Raw genomic sequence first — 17,935 nt, forward strand, 5'->3', positions numbered from 1 at the left:
GCACGGTTAAAAAGCACCTGAGTCAGTAGCGAGACCGGGTTTGTCAAGATGGTTTGCTTGCCAATTAAAAAGCGATACGAAGGCCTACATTCAACGTTGTGATTTTTCCGAACTCGTAGCCTGTTACCAGTGCAATGTTGGGAAGGAAGTTCCAACGTCCGTTCACGCCAATCAGAACGTCTGTTTCGAAGGGATCTGAATCACTAGAGGCGACACCACCGACCGCGGTGTAACGCGCATGACCCTGAAAATGAAATGTCGGAGTTGCGGCCCAGATAACACCAATTTCCGACCCGATGCCGCTATCGTCAGAGTCGATATCAACGTTAAAACCAGCAACGCGCGCACCCGTCAACTCAAGCCGGTCAAGGCTAAACCGACCATAGTAAGCTAATGTTTTTGATACATTGTATTGATAACCAACTCCAATGCGCCAACGCACCACATCATACTCACCTGTGACAATGTCGGTATCGCCGAGGATTTCTAGCTCTTGGCCGAGAGATGCATACTCACCAAAAAAGTGCATTTGATTATTAAATTTCCATGCACCGCCAATGAATCCACCACCATCAGCATCGCTTTCTAGGTCTAAAGGGCCGTTTCCCGTGATTGCTCCGGATGTCTCTATGTCGTTGACAAAGCCACCGATAATTCCTCCCTCAATGTAGGTGAAACCGATATCGCCCGCTTCCGCCATCGCATTGTTAATTGACATGGTAAATATAGCTAAAACCAATAACGAAGCTGAGTTGTTTTTCATTTTAATGTCTCTATTCTTTGTAAATACATAACAAAGTTCTGTTCTTTTTACTTTTATGACTATAGGTTAGTTTTTGTAAAAAAGCTCAGTGCAGGTCTGTTAAATTTTTTTAATTTTTGCTCTTGAAGCATTTCTGCTGCTGATTGAACTCAAGGTCTACACCAAACCAAATTTCAATAATGTTTTTTTTGGATTTTCAAAAAGCCTGAGAGTCCGCTATGCGAACAAACCTGCAGCTTAGTTTATCGGTCCCGAATATTAAGGAGTTGTCTTTTGCTTGCTGTCAGGTTGAATCGAAACTCAAAATAAAAGATGTCAGATTAGATTTAAGCTACCACACTTTAGCTATACTCGTACTAGCTCAGCGCATCATCCCCTTGTTCACCTGTTCGTATGCGCACCGCTTGTTGAACATCCAGAACAAATATCTTTCCATCCCCTATTTTACCGGTTCGCGCAGATTCAGTGATTGCTTCTATCACGCGATCAACTAATTCATCCGCTACAATAATTTCAATTTTTATTTTAGGCAAAAAATCAACTTTGTACTCCGCACCCCGGTAAAGTTCAGTATGACCTTTCTGCCGTCCAAAACCTTTTACCTCAGTAATGGTTAATCCCGATACACCGATTGATGAAAGTGATTCTCTGACGTCATCTAACTTAAAGGGTTTAACAATTGCTTCAACTTTTTTCATTTAATTCTCGTCATCATAAATAGTGGGAATAGGAACGCGCTTATGTTGAGTTCTTTGATAAATATTAACAAGTAAATCATCTACCTCATCATTCTGACTTTTGCCTTCTAAGAAGTCGTCAATTTGGTCATAAGATACTCCTAAAGCTTGCTCATCTGCAAGTTGAGGATTTAAGGTCTCCAGGTCGGCCGTTGGTGCTTTAGTAACAATTTTCTCTGGCGCTCCTAAAAAACTGGCAATTTGTCTTACCTGGCGCTTGCTCAAACCAAACAAAGGTGCCATGTCGCATGCGCCATCGCCATATTTCGTATAAAACCCTGTGATGTTTTCTGCTGAATGATCAGTCCCTAAGACCAAACCTTTTGTGAGCCCAGCGATGTCGTACTGGATCGCCATACGCGTTCTGGCTTTAGTGTTCCCTTTTACAAAATCATCGTGACTTTCATCGCATGAATATTGTCCTACAGCAGATAGCGCTTCAACGGCAGTGGCATGAATTGCATCAGCACCAGATTTAACATTGGCCGTTACTTGAACAGATGGCTCGATAAAATCAATTGAAGCTTTGGCATCTTCTTCATCAGCCTGAGTGCCGTATGGTAGTCGCACAGCAATAAATTTGTAGTGTGCTCCACCTTGGTTCAACTCATTAACAGCAAGCTGAGCAAGTCTGCCTAGAGTGCAACTGTCGATACCGCCACTTATTCCCAAAACAAGCGTTTGCAAACCCGAGGCAAGTAATTGTTTTTTAATAAACGCGACCCGCCGCTCGATCTCAAAGGCTGGATCGATATGCGGCAACACGCGCATTTCTTCAATAATTGCTTGTTTCAAGTCTGCATCTCCTTTAAATCCATAAAAATTAGTGACTTACGCTAGGTATGAGTTAAACTAAGTATTCGAGTTGCAGCATACCTTTCTTTGCTTGTATATAAAGTATAGTGTACTCGCTAGAAATGGGGGTTTGAAGTGTTAAATGAAACGATAAGCAAAAAATGTCAACAAGGCGTGACATTACTTGAAATGTTAATCACATTGGCGATTGCAGCAATTTTGCTGACAGTTGTTGCGCCAAATGTTCAATCTATTTTGACAAAAAACAAAATAACCTCAGAAATTAATGAGCTGAGCGGTTTATTTCAATTTGCACGTTTTACCGCTATTGATGAGCAAGCGCTAACCGTTGTTTGCCCTTCATCGAACTTTGATTCCTGCACAACCAATTGGAACGATCCGAAAATGGTATTTATTGACGACAATAACAATGGCGCAAGAGATGCTGGTGAAGAGCTGTTGTTAGTGTCCCAATCTATTTCAAGTACTAACACAATGACTGCAAGCGAAGATATAGTGCAGTTCCTCGATTCTGGCGGCGCGCTTACGGCCGCAAATATAAAGCTCTGCCCTAACTCTAAAGACGCTAAATTCGCGCGCGCGCTTGAAATTACTGCTCAGGGAAGAACAAGACTCAGTACTGATCCTGAAAACGATGGTATCCATAACGATTCAAGCGGTAACTTATCTTGTTCATAGCATCAACTGAGAATTAACAGCGCGACCGTCAAAATGTGAAGGCGCATCGGTAAGGGCAACTCTGCTGTAAGTTAAGCGCAAGGCTTTTCAATTAAAGCTGCTTAATTTTTAAAACTGCTCATGCCTTCAAAACCACTCCTCATACTTCAATTTGCTACTGTTTCCCTATGTTTGCCTACGTTTGCCTAAGTAACACTGTTTACGATGTTGGTAAAAATTAATCTTGAAATACTGCGTCGTCTGGCAAGAGACAGGGATTAAACAGATATGTATTGTCGCATACGGTAGCATCGACTTTTAGCGCGAAAAAAACGCTTTGTAATACTCCTGAACTCAAAGTGAAGTATGAGAAAGGAGACATATACAAAGTGGTATTCAAAACCGGGCAGGTGATATGGACACACGGAACGAGGATCAGATGGCTAGTAATAAGATGGCTATCAATAAAGGGAGTTAAGCAATAGCAAAATAGATATGAAATAAGTATGCATCTCAAGCATCCTTGCCTGATAATTCTGGTTTAGCAAGCCCAGCAGAATTCGTCACTTGAGACTGTGCCGTTGTCATTGCGATCCCATGCTTTTCTGCCGTCACTGTAAAGGTAAATCACACCATCATCTTCTACAACACTTCCTGATACAGGAGTGGCTCTAAGTTCAAATGTGCGACCTGCACCGATATCTGCAATGCTTAAGTCATATTTTTTACTGGCAACGGACTCAGTCGCAGGCGAATGAGTCGCAAAAATCGCCGGTGCGCCGGTGTCACCGCCCCCACTTGCTGCGCCTGCATAATTGAAGTTTGCAGCGCTGTGTCGCTCCATTGCGCTAGCAAAAGCCATTAGATCTGCTTGCGCTGCCGCCCTTGCACTGCTTTTGACCATGCCTTGATAACTTGGGTAACCAATTGCTGCAATAATGCCAATGATTGCAACGACAATCATTAACTCAATTAAGGTAAATCCTTTGCTTCTTCTCATCTTAATCACAACCTAAATATCTCGATTAAAAACAAATTCCGGCGCAAAGCGCCGGATTGTCAGATTAATTACGTTCGACTTCAGTTTCCCAGGTGTCTTTGATGACACGCTCAAATCGACCGTATATGTTTCTCGCCAAACACTCGAAATTCGAGCCACAGGCAATTTCATTTCCATCCTCATCTACTTCGATTACAGCCGGTGCACATTCTGCGCCAAGGCAAACAACTGGCTTGGTAATATTTTCAATCAGAATTTTCGTGTCAGGTGCAATCCCTGTTTGAGAAAGCTCGGCATAGCGATCTCCCGAATCTCTGACACTGTTATTGTTTAAATCAGTAACGGAATTACCATTAAACATATTGACTAGATATGCGCGACTATTCCCCGTAGGAGGCGCGCACAAACTTTCGCTTGAGCTCGCTGGTACGTACGTAGTAAAGAATATTTGATAATCAAGAATAAAGGGTGCTGATAAGACTTTTTCACCTTTGGTCTTGAGTGAAATAAACCAGCCATCTTTTGTCGCAAAGGCACTTGCAGCAACATCGCGCTCAGATTCGTCAGACGATGTTAATAAATGGTCAGTTGCATCATACAAACTGTCGTGCGTAATTGGAGAATCAGGCAATACATATTTGTAACTGGCGTCACGCTTAAAGACACCCTCGTCTTTGATCATATAGAATTTGTCTTCGATGACATCATTCAACGGGCCAGCTCTGAAACCGGATCCAATTGCAACAGCATAATAGTGCTCATCACCTAAAACCACCTCAGACACATCAGGGCCGTAATAAAAACGACGGTTTTCTTCTGCAGTCGCGCCGCCAAATTGAGCCATTAAGCCACCTTTTACCAGGTTACTTGTGCCTTCTCCATTATAGATGTCCAATCTAAATAGCTGTCCAGCCATGTCAGCAACATACATATGATCTGCAATGCCGTCATTATCCCTGTCAATAACTGAAATTCGAGCAGGGATGCTGTATTTCATATCAGATAAGATTAAATCCGCATCTTCATCACTGGCAGACCATAGTAAATTGCCATTGTTTGCATCAATAATAAAAACGCTGTTGCCCACACTGTCAGGAGAGCTAGTTGTTTTATCATCCTGCTCTTCGTCGTAGCCCCCGCCAATAATCATGACGTCTTTAACCGTTCCGCCGATATCGATCTTCGTCAGAATTGGGCGTGACCACGACTGGCCTAAGTTGGCATAATCGCCTTCGCCGCCGTCGATAGTGAAGACCAGTTTAGGATTGCTCTTGCTGGTAATATCAAATACGTAATAGTTATTCCCGCCTCGTCTCATACCAACGTAGAGATATTTTTTACCATCTGCCTCTCGATACACCATATCACCGTCCAAGCCATAGATGTGATTGAGCGTTGAATTATTCTGATAAAACTCATAAAGATTACTAAGCAGTTCTTTTGGAATGATAGCGTAGTTCTCTTCGCCTGTTTCAGCATCGAAGGCATGCAAGAATCCATGGTTAGTCGCAACAAATACAACGCTGTCTGTTTCACTGTAATTGACAATAACAGGTTGAGAGTGGATAGGGTCTCCCATAAATTGATGTACGTCAGTAGTAGAACCATCCCCATCAGAGTCATCAACGTCAACGCCACGTGCCCATTTTAGCACTCGCTCACGCGTTTCAGCTGGATCGCTTAATGATGTAAGCGCCAAGTCTGCTGCTGTAATACTGGTATTGCTTTCATTGAACTCGTTACCAGAGCGGAAAATCATTCCTGGAGAGTCTTCGAAGAAATATAGGTTGCGCACAAGGTCAAGTTTAGACGCTGCGCCTCCCTCTCTCACATCGTTTCCGTCGGTTCTGAGCGACCAGTAGCTCTTCGCTTCACTGGAGAAAAATCCGGTTGTGCTATCTACCGCAGGAATGTTGTTCGCATCAAGAACCTCATCTCCGCGGATTTTGTATTTTTTCAAGTTACCAGGCCAGCGCGCACCTTCTTCAGGACGAAACAGGGCAAAATAGAGTTCATCTCTGTGAGTCAATCGGTTAAGTTGATTAACTGCAACCCCAGGCGAAACGAAGGTTGTGTTCACATCTTTTACTTGCCGGAATATCGTTTTAAATACCTCAAGCAAGCCATCGCTATCTTCAGCGGTATAAAAACCACCGCCGCCTTGCGCAGCAAGCCGATTTAAGAAATCATTTGCGACTGTATCTGCGGCAAATCCAATCGTATGAGTTTTAACGCGAGCACCAATAACTGAAGTGTCTTTCTCTTTTAAATTTTGCACCAGTTCGATGCCGCACTTTTCACCGCCACTGCCAGTGCAAGTGGTGCCAAGAAATGACTGAACTTTGCCGACACTGTGATTATTGTTGGCTCTACCATCAGATAATAAAACAATGTGATTATTTACCTGACACTGCAGGTCGGTAACCGGAGAGATATAAGTCGCGCCAGCTGGAATGAATTCATCAATACATTTACTGTTACTCAAATCAAGGTCGGTACATCCGCCCGGGCGCACTGCATCATCGCCGGTATACGACATGCGATGACTAACGCGTGTGGAACGTCTGACGGCATTAGATACGCCAGGTTCACCACGTTTTCTACCGTAGTCCATTTGTAGCCCACCGTAATAGAGCGCCGCTTCATAGAGCGTATCTACAATAGGTGTAAAACCATTAGTGGTCAGCTCATTAACTTTACTAATTAAATAATCGCGTACAGTAGATGACGAACCCGGCGTGGCATTACCTTCAAAGGTTATTTCTAACTCTACCGCCCTGCCTTCGCTTCCTTTGTGCGTCCAAGCCGCAATATCTTTGTTGTCAAAACTATCGAGCACCAGCATTAATGCATTGCCCTGGCTCCAGCCCGGCCTGTTAATTATTTCCTGAACAACGTCTTTGATATTTGGACTATAGTATTCATTATTTTTTTTCCATTCACCAAAGTCCTCAAACCAAACGCTTGCGCCAGTTTTCGGCTTGTCTCTTAGCTGGTGTTTTCGAGATTCATCGAATGCAGATGGATTGTCCTGAGCCACTCCGCGAATACGCATTCTTCCATCGTCATGATTATAATTATTTACAGAGGTAAATTTGATTCGGGCAGAGCTAATGCGAGCACCTGGCGGGATACTTATATCCTGAAAGCGCAAGCCCACATAATTATTAGAGCTTCTGCGAAAGTTCAAGTGACTTCCGGTCTGATATTCACCTTTTGTATTTTCCTCAGCATTGTCAGCTTGTGACCTTACAGCAAAATTTCGCGTTCCACTCACACAACCTGTCGCTGAGCTTTCATCATAAGACAATACAAGTTGAGGAGAACGGCTGTCTCCTTTATCAGCAGTATAAGCGCGTCGATTACTGCTTCCACTTACTGATTCTCCTTTGATAATAATATTCAACGAATTGCCGCCACACCAGTCACTTTGGTCAACAATCTCTTGAATTACATTGGTAAAATCCGCAGATAATATTGTTTCGTCAGAGACTGGAAATTGATTACCCGATTCCCAAACTCTGGAATTAAATGTTCGAGTCCGATCTGATATGTTTTCGTAATCATTTTCAAACGATGAAGCATTTCCAGTCTTCTCAGCAAAAATCGTCAGTTTGCTATCAGTTGAGTTCATTGTTGCACTGGTGAAACGAATAAAGGCTTTTGTTACTACTGCTCCCTGAGGAATGCTAACTTCATCAAAATGTAATCCGGTATAAACAGTATTTGTGCCATTGGTAAGCCGAATTTCGTCATCATCCAAATCTACACTTCCACTTATTTCATGAGCGTCATCATTTTTTCGTTTGGTATTGACGATAATTTCAGAGGCGATGGGTTGATCGATATTGGTAACAGGAAACAATACCGGCCCACCATAATCTGAGAAACGCATGAGGCCAGCGTTTACATTAGTCGCTTCTGATAAGGCTTTATTCAACGCTGTTTGAACTCTTTGCATCCGTGAAAAGTCGGTTCCGTCCTTTTCACTCATACTGCCAGAGGTGTCCATTATAAAAAGAACATTAGGATTATATGCGGCTTCAACGTCTCCAGAGCCGGTATAGATTTCCAGATCATCACCAAAGGCGCTCAAATTAATAAAGAAACTAAGAAATAGCGCAGTAAACGAAACACCGCACTTTTTCACTGAGGCTTTTCTTATTGAAAAGCGCTTAATCGACATACTTTTAAACGACATAGCACGACTCCTAATTAATTTGAGGCAGGCGCGAATACCGACGCCGTAAGGGTATTGGCAACAGCATAACTGCTTCCTTCAGCTTGTCCGCAGCCTCTCACCTGAAACACGTGACACTTTATATTCGAACCGCTAATAACGTTACTTGAGCCGCGGCAAGACTGCTCCCGTATAAACACGGTTTGAGACCAACTGTCCACTTCGCCTTGGTCTGAGTAAGTAGCAGCAACGTTGTGAATGCTTCCACGTGTTAATCCCCCCGCCGTCATTTCTCTTCTGATACGATCATCATCGAAGCAGCTTAAAGTCTCTACATTGAGGTCGATAGGGGTATTTTGTCTCGCCTCTGATAAAGGGTCATTGATACCAGGATCAGATAGAACAGACTCATCTTCGGACTCAAACACGACACCCGCAATCGCAGCTTCTGCTGCATCAAAGGCCAAAGATTTACGCTCTAAAGATGATGCCATTTTGGTTTGTAGTAAACTGCTTGAAACTGCAGATACGCCTAAAATAGTGACTGACAGTAATACTAATAATGCAAATACCATTACTAATCCGCTTTGCTGCTTCATATCACGCTCCCTCTAGAGAAATTTTTCATATTTCTCAATGTAATTGTTGTTTCAAATGCTTTGTATAAGCCCTTATCGCTGACCGTAAATGCAGCTTCATCTAATAATTTAAAACTGGCAGCTTCACTGATGGTTGCCTCGCCTTCGCCTTTGACCAAAAATGCCAAGCGAATAGCAACAACTTGCGAGTTAGCGTCATATGCAGCTTCCAGGTTCGATGCATCAATATATCGAGCGGGCGTGCCACGATTGCCCGGCGCAGTAGGATCGGTGATGCCATAAAGAACCTGGAACCCGTACACCTCATCAAGAAGTGTCATAGCCGCGCCTCCAGAATCTCCTACCGCAGCTTTTTGTCCTCGCAACACGCGCCCGTCGGCACCTCTGCATTTCAATTTGTTATCTTCCACAAAATACTGATTTACCACGTAAAATTCTTCATCGGCTGCATAACCCAGTTTAAGTCCTCTGCAATCGCGGGCACCTTGGAAACCGACCATTAGCGTATCGTTCGACGTGGCTGCCCCCCCTTCTTCAGACCCCATAAGGGCAGCTGCGACAAAGTCGCCGGGTAATAAGACAGGCCGGGCTCTGACAAAGGCCTCTTCCTCAGTGATGTCGACAAAGGTACTAAGGTTGGGATCCAAAGAGTCATAAAATCCAACCATCATCAGATCTTGTCTTAATCTGGACATTAAGTAGCGTCCATTTTCCTGAGTGCTGGCTATCGCTCTGTTTAAAGAGTCAGTAACGCTGTTACTTACCAGTATCTGTATAACAGCCGCAGAAATTACAAGCCCCAAAGCGAGTGAAATCATTAACTCCACCAGCGTTAAACCTTTTTGTCGGAAACGTTTTTGAATCATTAGAGGGTTACCTCCAGCACAACGCAGTCGTTGGTTGTGCTTCCATCGTCATTACACAAGGGATTAGCGACTCTATCACTGTCTTGCCATGTAGCAGCTGGCCAACTAACGTTTATTCTGTGGATTGAGCCTGCGGTGCATAGATCGGCGTCGCCGATGTTATTATCATCGCAAGCGACTTCAATAGAAGCGTCTGGGTTAGACTCTACCGCTGCACATGACATTTGATAGGCATCGAATCGCGCAACTTCTGCTGCGCTGCATGTGTTTGTTTGACAATCTGGAACGCCGGCAGGGATAGCGAGGCAGTAACACGAATATGGCGTTGTACCACCTGCGCACGATAAGCCAACAAAATTGTAGTTATTTGGCTCAAAATAGGCGTTATCAACCACAAAACCGTCGGTAAACTGAGAATGGACAGTGCTTGCTCGAAGGCGCTCGCTCATTTGCTGGGCAACTAATACCGCTTGTGTTCGGGCAAGGGCGTCTTTATTTGAAAAGGAACCAACAAATTGCATAGACGCCACGCCAAGCAGTCCGATCGACAAGATAAAGAGTGTGATCAACACCTCTATCATGCCCACTCCTCGTTGGCCTTGATATGTGTGGTTTAACTTATTCGTTGCGCTTGACATTTCTATCACTTTCTACCACTTACAAAATTTCCATGACAACACTTTATCGGCATTTATCAAGATATGGTTATTTTGATTGAGTCTAAGGTATTAAAATCGCAACTGAACTGTATACAAGTATTGAAATACGAAAATGCGGCTTTAAGGCCGCATAATAAGTCACATATAATTAGGATACTTGTTTGACGCGCAATTCCTTTGGCACCGCAAACTCGATATTCTCTGGGCGGCCTGGTCGCTCTGTAGCAGCAACGGCCCCCCATTCTATCAGTTTATCAACCACTCCCTTGACCAGCACTTCAGGCGCTGAAGCACCGGCTGTCACACCGACATGCTCAACATTTTTGAGCCATTCTTTTTGAATACAATCTCCATCGGCAATAAGGTAAGCGTGTGCGCCCATCTTTTCTGCCAGTTCTCGCAAACGGTTTGAGTTTGAACTATTTTGTGCGCCAACAACTAGCAACACATCACACTCACCCGCCAATTCTCGCACCGCGTCTTGCCGGTTTTGCGTTGCGTAGCAAATATCATCTTTTCGAGGTCCGTCAATCTTTGGGAACTTTTCTCGCAGCGCCTCAATAACTTCTGCGGTATCGTCTACAGATAAGGTCGTTTGACTACAATAATACAATTCATCCGGGTTATTAACCTCTAGCGCAGCAACATCCTCAATAGATTCTACCAGGTAAATTCCGCCTTTAGGATTACTATACTGGCCCATTGTACCTTCAACTTCTGGATGACCATGATGGCCAATCAAGATGCATTCTGTCCCGCGCTTGCTGGCGCGCATGACTTCCATATGCACCTTAGTCACAAGCGGGCATGTAGCGTCAAATACCTTTAAACCGCGTTCATCAGCCTCTTTTCTTACTTGCTGTGAAACACCATGAGCAGAGAATATCACAATGGCGTCATCAGGCACTTCTTCAAGCTCGTCAACAAAGTGGGCTCCCCTCTCGCGCAAACCATCAACGACGAATTTGTTGTGTACTACTTCATGGCGCACATATATTGGCGGTCCAAAAATTTCGAGGGCTCGCTCAACTATTGTGATAGCTCTGTCAACGCCTGCACAAAAGCCTCTCGGGTTAGCCAAATGAATCTGCACGCTTTCTCCTGATTAATTCTATCTGATATCTATTATTTCAACGTCAAAAATCACGTCTTGCCCGGCAAGCGGATGATTAAAATCCACTGTCACAGAATGCCCGGCTATGCTTCGAATTATACCCGGTATTTCACTGCCATCCGGTTGAGCAAACCCCATTATCATACCTTCTTTAAGCGCTTCGTCAGCAGCGAATTTGCTTCTGTCCACATGATAAATATTATCCGGATTAGGCAAACCGAAAGCATCATTTGCTGAAATTTCAAAGGCTTTTTTATCACCAACTTTCAATCCGAGCAAACATTTTTCAAAATTTGGGGTTAAGCTACCGTCGCCCATCACCATTTTTGCCGGTTTGTTATTCACTCGCGTGCTGTCGGCAGCTGAGCCATCGCTAAGCTTTAAATCAAAGTGCAGTATGACCTGGCTTTTGTCTGTAATGGTTTTTACCTGCTCAGTCATTATCTTCACTCTCTTTATTTTTGAACATATCAATTATCAAAAGCGCTGCGCCAATAAAGATCGAAGAATCCGCAATATTAAAGGCTGGCCAGTGATAGCTTGCATAATAAAAATCTAAAAAATCAATGACGTAACCATGAAAAATTCTATCGATTACGTTTCCCAAAGCGCCGCCCAGAATAAAGCAAAAAGCAACCGGCAAGAGTACCTGCTGGCGCGTTGTTTGTTTAAGCCACCACAATATGACTGCACTAACAATCAGTGCCAGTGCAGATAGGAAGTAGCGTTGCCAACCACCTGCATCGTACAAAATAGAAAACGCGGCACCATAGTTGTGAACATAGGTCAAATTGAAAAAAGGCAGCACTTCAATGCTTTGATAGAGCGCCATGTTATTCACTACGGCTTGCTTGGTCCACTGGTCAAGCACAACGCCAATAAGACTTATCCATAAGAAACGAAAGCCGGTATCTTTTATTAAGCTAGGCGTTGTTTTAAGCATAGTGTCGAGTTTCTCCCTCTCCATCGACATTTTCGACACATCTATTACAAAGTTCAGGGTGTTTTGGATTTTCCCCGACTTCTTTTTTTACATGCCAGCATCGCGTGCACTTGGTGCCCTCTGCTTTTTCAATTAAAACTGCCATCGTTTTATCGCTTGAGAGTTTAGACTCAGGTGGGCGATTGCCAATATCGTCAATATCAGCCTGTGAGGTAATCAGCACGAAGCGCAGTTCATCCCCAAGTTTAGCAAGCGTATTTTTTACATCAGGGTTAACAAATACGGTTACTTTTGCTTCAAGAGAAGAGCCAATCGTTTTTTCGTTTCTGGCCTGCTCCAAAGCATTGTTGACTTCTGTCTTAACCGCAATCACGCTTTCCCAATATGCGTCATCCATCGCCGTTTCAACTTCCGGCAGTTTATTATACCAGGCATCCGTGAATACAAATTCGTCCCGCTTGCCTGGCATCGCTTCCCAAACTTCCTGAGCGGTAAAACTGGTGATGGGCGCCATCCACCGAACAAGCGCTTCAGCAATATGATAAAGCGCAGTCTGACATGAGCGCCTGGCGTGACTGTCCGCTTTTGCGGTGTACTGTCTGTCTTTAATGATATCCAGATAAAAACTGCCTAGCTCAATGGAACAAAACTGCATCAACGATTGGCAAACAATCAGCATATCGTATTTTTCATAAGCCTGTAAGATTTGTTCCTGGATGGCACGGGTGCGCGAAACCATCCAGGCATCGAGTGCAACCATGTCTTTAACATCGACCATATCTGTATCAGGGTCAAAACCATTAAGATTAGCAAGCAAAAAGCGGCAGGTATTACGTATACGCCGATAAGCATCCGCAGCGCGCTTTAGTATTTCATCGCTAACCGTCATCTCGCCGCGGTAGTCAGTTGACGCTGTCCAGAGCCTTAAAATATCCGCCCCTAACTTGTTAGTGACTTCTTGAGGTGCAATGACGTTACCAAGCGACTTAGACATCTTTTTACCTAAAGCATCCACCGTAAAGCCATGAGTTAATACTTGCTTGTAGGGGGCATGACCGTGCATAGCAACAGAGGTCATCAACGATGACATAAACCAGCCGCGATGCTGGTCGGAACCTTCCAAATATAAATCGGCAGATGCGGGAATATCGTCTCGCCTATCTACAACAAAAAAATGCGTGACGCCTGAATCGAACCAAACATCCAGCGTATCATTAACTTTTTCGTATTCTGAAGCATCCTTTCCAATCAAGTCTTCTGCGGGCAGATCCCACCATGCCTGGATCCCTTTTTGTTCGATAGCTTTGGCAACTTTTTCCATAATTTCAGCACTGTTTGGATGCAGTTCGCCACTTTGCTTGTGGATAAATAGCGCAATTGGCACGCCCCATGTTCGCTGACGTGAAATACACCAGTCAGGACGCCCCTCTACCATGCTGGTGATGCGGCTGCGCCCCCAATCTGGTATCCACTGCGTTTTTTCAATTTCAGCAATTGACTGTTCACGCAAACCTTGTTTATCCATACTGATAAACCACTGTGGTGTTGCTCTAAATATAATGGGCGTTTTGTGCCGCCAGCAATGCGGATAGCTATGCTCATATTTGACGTTAAGCACTAATGCATTTGCCTCACTGAGCGCTTCAATAATCGATTGATTGGCTTTAAAAACGTGTTGCCCGGCAAAGTGCGGGGTATTGTCCAGGTATACACCATTAGCGCCAACGGGGTTATATACTTCAATATCGTAGACTTTACCTACGTTAAAGTCGTCCACACCGTGAGCAGGCGCAGTATGCACGCAACCGGTACCTGACTCAGTGGTAACATGCTCACCCAGTATTAATGGCACTTGTAAATCGAGCAAAGGATGCTTGACTAATACCCGCTCCAAGGCTTTCCCCTGGCACTGTGCCTTAACTGAAAAACGCGTAATATCATAGCGTTTCATGCAGCTTTCGACCAAATCCAAGGCCAAGATAAAGCTGTGTTGCTTTCCTTCTTTTTCTGCATGAACCAGTGCGTACTCAAGCTCAGGATGAAGACTGATGGCTCTATTGGCAGGAATAGTCCAAGGGGTAGTTGTCCAAATCAGCACCTGAACATTCGAATCACCTGCTGCAAGTTCAGATGCATTCAGGTTAAAGGCCTTGGCGACTTTATTGATCTCACTGTCACTTTCAAGCAAGTTAAAAGCAACATCAATGGCAGGCGAAACTTTGTCTTTATATTCTACTTCGGCTTCAGCCAGCGCAGAACCGCAGTCAGTGCACCAGTGTACCGGCTTAAAACCTTTTTCAAGATGCCCAGAGTTTACAATTTTTGCCAAAGCACGAACAATGTCAGCCTCTGAGGAAAAATCCATCGTTTTATAGGGCTTTTTCCATTCACCTAAAACGCCTAATCGAACGAAGTCCTTGCACTGTCCGTCAATTTGACGCTGCGCATAGGCGCGGCACTTTTCCCGAAATTCCGCAACCGTGACTTTGTTTCCGGGTTTACCTACCTTTTTTTCCACCATTAATTCAATGGGCAGACCATGACAATCCCACCCCGGTACGTAAGGTGCATCAAAACCTGACAGGGTTTTTGATTTCACAATGATATCTTTCAGGATTTTATTGACCGCATGGCCGATATGGATGTCGCCATTTGCATAAGGAGGGCCATCGTGAAGAATGAAAGGTTTAGCGCCTTTACGTGCTTCTCTAATTTTTTGATACAAATCTTTTGCTGACCAGTCTTTAAGCATTTGCGGCTCGCGCTGAGCCAAATTACCGCGCATAGGGAAGGCAGTTTCAGGCAAATTTAGCGTTGATTTGTATTCACTCATTTATATCTTCCATCTTTTTATCGTAATTGACGAGAACAGCTTTGGCTCGCTCTGCATCTCGAGAGATTTGTTGCTTTAATGCTGCAAAGTTTTCGAATCTGGATTCATTTCTTAGTTTGTCTATAAACTCTACTTTCAGGCGTTTACCGTACAAATCGCCTCGAAAGTCAAAAATATGTGTTTCTAACTGCAAGCGTGAACCTGAAAGTGTAGGCCGATTACCCAAGTTCGCTACTCCCCTGTATTGTTCACCGTCAATTGAAACGTGTACAGCGAACACACCGTGCAAGGGCGCTTTATGACGTTTTAGTAAAATATTAGCGGTTGGAAAGCCTATGGTGCGACCATTTTTCTCGCCATGAACTACCTTCCCGGAAATACTATAAGGCCGCCCGAGCATAGATTGAGCCGCCTTAAAATCACCTCGCTCCAGAGCGTCTCTTATCGCCGTTGAGCTAATGCGACAGTTATCTACTCGAAAGCTTTGTGTACTGACAACATCAAAGCCCTCTTCTACTGCTGCTTTTTGCAAATAGGCAAAATCACCCGAGCGTTTAAAGCCAAAGCGAAAATCGTCGCCAACAACTAAAAACCTCACTCCCAACTTATTTAACAACAATTCGTGAACAAATTGAGAGGGGGATTGAGCTGCAAACTTATGCGAAAAGTGAACGCATAATAGACGATCTATTCCTACCGCCTTCAGCGCATTGTATTTATCGCGCAATCTGGAGAGCCTTGCGGGAGCCTGCTGTGGTGCAAACACTTCTTCAGGTTGAGGTTCAAAAACCATAACAACCGATGGCAAAGACAGCGCTTTAGCTTTCGCAACTAAATTAGCGAGAACAGCCTGATGACCTAAATGGACACCGTCGAACTTGCCTATCGTTAAAACACACCCATGATGTGCATGTTTTATATTGTGTATACCCCGAATTAATTCCACAAGCCCGTTCTACTTTACTCTCTATGTACACTTACTTTAAAGCGCTCGATTATAAACGACTCATTCTTTATTACCAATGGGATTTACATGCTTTATTTTGCTTTATGAAAAGTTCTTAAATAACTCATCACTCATCGACGCGCGAAATGCATTTTCTATTTTGCTGCGCTAATAAAGTGGCGAGGACGAAGGCCAAGTGCTACACACATGATTAAATAAACCACCAAACCTGAAACAACTAGCATCGTCATAAACCAAATTCGGTCAATAAACTGGCTACTTTGCCAACTGATTTGTACACTCAGATAAGCAATGAGCCCCCCCATGGAGGCACTGGCAATTAGCACGCGCAGCAGAAATAACCAGGTTTGGCGACTTATGGTGTATACCCCTTGTTTAGATAAGCGTAAATACAGTAAAAGTGCATTCAGTGTGCCAGATATTGCCGTTGCCATAGCAAGCCCCACATAGCTAAAAGGAATCGCCAGGATAAGGTTAAAAACCATATTGGCAATCATGGTAATAATCCCAAACTTCACGGGCGTTTTTGTATCCTGACGACTGTAAAAGGCGGGTGCAAAAATTTTGACTAACATAAAAGAGAAAAGCCCGCATGCATAGGCCATTAAGCTTAAAGAGGCCATGTAACTATCATTTGCGCTGAACTCACCACGCTGAAACATCACTACCATAAGCGGCATGGATAATACAAAAAGTGCTGTCGCAGCCGGTATTCCCATAACCGCCACCAGTCTTACTGCCCAGTCAATGTTGGCGGAAAACCCCTTGCTATCTGCATGAACATGGTTTCGAGACAATGTGGGTAAGATAACTGTTGCGATAGCAATACCGAAAAGGCCCAGTGGAAACTCAAGTAATCGGTCGGAGTAATACAGCCACGAAATTGAACCGGTCATTAGAAAGCTGGCAATCAGCGTATCCAACAGCAAGTTGATTTGACTGACAGAAACGCCAAATAATGCAGGTATCATCAACTTTCGCACTTTAGTTACGTGGGGATCTCGCCATCCCCACTGAGGTTTAACAAGCAAACCTGCTCTAAACAAAAAAGGAAGCTGGAAAAGCAGTTGCACTACCCCACCTATGAATACTCCCCAGGCAAGCGCGAACGCTCCTTGTTCGAAGAAGTCATATAGCAAATACGCACAAGTGATGATCGAAATGTTAAGCAGCACAGGTGTAAACGCTGCTACTGCGAATTTATTAAGTGTGTTTAAGATTGCGCCAGCAAAGCCTGTTAAACTGATGAAGAAAATGTAGGGAAAGGTGATCTTCAACATTAGCGAGGCAAGTTCAAATTTAGCGCCATCAGGCCTATCGTTTAAATAGTCGATAAACCATCCCATGCCAAAAAGACCGGCAAGCACTGAAGAGCCTAATACGCCCACAATTGCTGTAAAAAAGACGATAACACCAAGGGTTCCCGATACTTTTGCAACGAAGGCCTTTAACTGCGCTTCGTCGCCTTTCTCGTTTACCTCTGTTAGCACCGGTATGAAAGCTTGCGCAAATGCTCCTTCTGCAAAAAGGCGACGCAAAAAGTTAGGAATTTTATTGGCGAAAAAGAATACGTCAGCGCCCGCCCCCGCTCCCATGAAATTGGCCACTACAATGTCTCTTACAAGTCCAAGCACGCGCGATAGCATGGTCATCGCGCTAACAACAATACCGGCCCTAAGTAATTTTTTTGCCAAAGTGCTTCCTTCTACCTGGTAATTTGAGATTTAGCATGCGTAAAGAGAATACTGACCGCCGTTGGGAATTAAAAAGCGTCAGCATGATAGTACGATATTAACGATGA

The 17,935-nt window shown here is 44.0% G+C and carries 15 protein-coding genes; 1 reads left to right on the top strand and 14 read right to left on the bottom strand.

From position 1 onward, the window contains the following. Positions 1-64: 64 nt before the first annotated feature. From D6V41_RS03750 to nadE, 3 genes are all read right to left on the bottom strand, one after another. Positions 65-763 (bottom strand): hypothetical protein, encoded by a 699-nt coding sequence (locus tag D6V41_RS03750; protein WP_136250151.1) that lies wholly within the window; start codon positions 761-763, stop codon positions 65-67. A 356-nt stretch (positions 764-1,119) separates the two neighbouring features. Next, complete coding sequence (locus D6V41_RS03755; protein WP_136250152.1) at positions 1,120-1,461, bottom strand: P-II family nitrogen regulator; 342 nt, start codon at positions 1,459-1,461, stop codon at positions 1,120-1,122. Beyond that, a complete protein-coding gene (gene nadE / locus D6V41_RS03760) occupies positions 1,462-2,295 on the bottom strand; it encodes an ammonia-dependent NAD(+) synthetase (protein WP_136250153.1) in 834 nt (277 codons plus the stop codon). It lies immediately after the preceding gene. 135 nt (positions 2,296-2,430) lie between these two features. Between nadE and D6V41_RS03765 the strand changes: the two genes are divergently transcribed. Beyond that, positions 2,431-2,994 (top strand): GspH/FimT family pseudopilin, encoded by a 564-nt coding sequence (locus D6V41_RS03765; protein ID WP_136250154.1) that lies wholly within the window; start codon positions 2,431-2,433, stop codon positions 2,992-2,994. Positions 2,995-3,514: 520 nt separating this feature from the next. On the opposite strand, the gene D6V41_RS03770 is transcribed toward D6V41_RS03765, so the two are convergent. From D6V41_RS03770 to murJ, 11 genes are all read right to left on the bottom strand, one after another. Continuing rightward, positions 3,515-3,973: a type IV pilin protein gene (locus D6V41_RS03770; RefSeq protein WP_179952537.1), complete on the bottom strand. Its 459-nt coding sequence runs from the start codon at positions 3,971-3,973 to the stop codon at positions 3,515-3,517. A gap of 64 nt (positions 3,974-4,037) precedes the next feature. Next, the gene (locus D6V41_RS03775) at positions 4,038-8,174 is read right to left on the bottom strand and encodes a PilC/PilY family type IV pilus protein (protein ID WP_241664418.1); all 4,137 of its coding nucleotides are present in this window, start codon (positions 8,172-8,174) and stop codon (positions 4,038-4,040) included. A gap of 14 nt (positions 8,175-8,188) precedes the next feature. After that, positions 8,189-8,752: a pilus assembly PilX family protein gene (locus D6V41_RS03780; protein WP_136250155.1), complete on the bottom strand. Its 564-nt coding sequence runs from the start codon at positions 8,750-8,752 to the stop codon at positions 8,189-8,191. After that, complete coding sequence (locus D6V41_RS03785; RefSeq protein ID WP_136250156.1) at positions 8,749-9,618, bottom strand: PilW family protein; 870 nt, start codon at positions 9,616-9,618, stop codon at positions 8,749-8,751. The genes D6V41_RS03780 and D6V41_RS03785 overlap by 4 nt, the downstream gene beginning before the upstream one ends. Beyond that, entirely contained in the window at positions 9,618-10,256 is a 639-nt protein-coding gene (gene pilV / locus D6V41_RS03790; protein ID WP_277750965.1) for a type IV pilus modification protein PilV, read from the bottom strand. Before pilV ends, D6V41_RS03785 begins: the two co-directional genes overlap by 1 nt. 169 nt (positions 10,257-10,425) lie before the next feature. Further along, a complete protein-coding gene (gene ispH, locus D6V41_RS03795; protein ID WP_136250158.1) occupies positions 10,426-11,370 on the bottom strand; it encodes a 4-hydroxy-3-methylbut-2-enyl diphosphate reductase in 945 nt (314 codons plus the stop codon). An 18-nt stretch (positions 11,371-11,388) separates the two neighbouring features. Beyond that, positions 11,389-11,832 (bottom strand): FKBP-type peptidyl-prolyl cis-trans isomerase, encoded by a 444-nt coding sequence (fkpB, locus tag D6V41_RS03800; RefSeq protein ID WP_136250159.1) that lies wholly within the window; start codon positions 11,830-11,832, stop codon positions 11,389-11,391. Beyond that, entirely contained in the window at positions 11,825-12,334 is a 510-nt protein-coding gene (gene lspA, locus D6V41_RS03805) for a signal peptidase II (RefSeq protein WP_136250160.1), read from the bottom strand. The genes fkpB and lspA overlap by 8 nt, the downstream gene beginning before the upstream one ends. Then, positions 12,327-15,167, bottom strand: a complete 2,841-nt coding sequence (gene ileS, locus D6V41_RS03810) for an isoleucine--tRNA ligase (protein WP_136250161.1) — start codon at positions 15,165-15,167, stop codon at positions 12,327-12,329. Before ileS ends, lspA begins: the two co-directional genes overlap by 8 nt. Next, positions 15,160-16,113 (bottom strand): bifunctional riboflavin kinase/FAD synthetase, encoded by a 954-nt coding sequence (gene ribF, locus D6V41_RS03815; RefSeq protein ID WP_136250162.1) that lies wholly within the window; start codon positions 16,111-16,113, stop codon positions 15,160-15,162. Before ribF ends, ileS begins: the two co-directional genes overlap by 8 nt. Before the next feature lie 155 nt (positions 16,114-16,268). Further along, positions 16,269-17,828 (bottom strand): murein biosynthesis integral membrane protein MurJ, encoded by a 1,560-nt coding sequence (murJ, locus tag D6V41_RS03820; RefSeq protein WP_136250163.1) that lies wholly within the window; start codon positions 17,826-17,828, stop codon positions 16,269-16,271. Positions 17,829-17,935 lie beyond the last annotated feature (107 nt).

Origin of the sequence: Ningiella ruwaisensis (genome assembly GCF_004798935.1) — a bacterium.
Classification (GTDB): Bacteria; Pseudomonadota; Gammaproteobacteria; order Enterobacterales; family Alteromonadaceae; genus Glaciecola; species Glaciecola ruwaisensis.

Bases quoted from the DNA above. Each gene is read 5' to 3' on its own strand.
- D6V41_RS03750 (WP_136250151.1), bottom strand. From the start codon at position 763: ATGAAAAACAACTCAGCTTCGTTATTGGTTTTAGCTATATTTACCATG.
- D6V41_RS03755 (WP_136250152.1), bottom strand. From the start codon at position 1,461: ATGAAAAAAGTTGAAGCAATTGTTAAACCCTTTAAGTTAGATGACGTC.
- D6V41_RS03770 (WP_179952537.1), bottom strand. From the start codon at position 3,973: ATGAGAAGAAGCAAAGGATTTACCTTAATTGAGTTAATGATTGTCGTT.
- D6V41_RS03775 (WP_241664418.1), bottom strand. From the start codon at position 8,174: ATGTCGTTTAAAAGTATGTCGATTAAGCGCTTTTCAATAAGAAAAGCC.
- D6V41_RS03780 (WP_136250155.1), bottom strand. From the start codon at position 8,752: ATGAAGCAGCAAAGCGGATTAGTAATGGTATTTGCATTATTAGTATTA.
- D6V41_RS03785 (WP_136250156.1), bottom strand. From the start codon at position 9,618: ATGATTCAAAAACGTTTCCGACAAAAAGGTTTAACGCTGGTGGAGTTA.
- pilV (WP_277750965.1), bottom strand. From the start codon at position 10,256: ATGTCAAGCGCAACGAATAAGTTAAACCACACATATCAAGGCCAACGA.
- fkpB (WP_136250159.1), bottom strand. From the start codon at position 11,832: ATGACTGAGCAGGTAAAAACCATTACAGACAAAAGCCAGGTCATACTG.
- lspA (WP_136250160.1), bottom strand. From the start codon at position 12,334: ATGCTTAAAACAACGCCTAGCTTAATAAAAGATACCGGCTTTCGTTTC.
- ileS (WP_136250161.1), bottom strand. From the start codon at position 15,167: ATGAGTGAATACAAATCAACGCTAAATTTGCCTGAAACTGCCTTCCCT.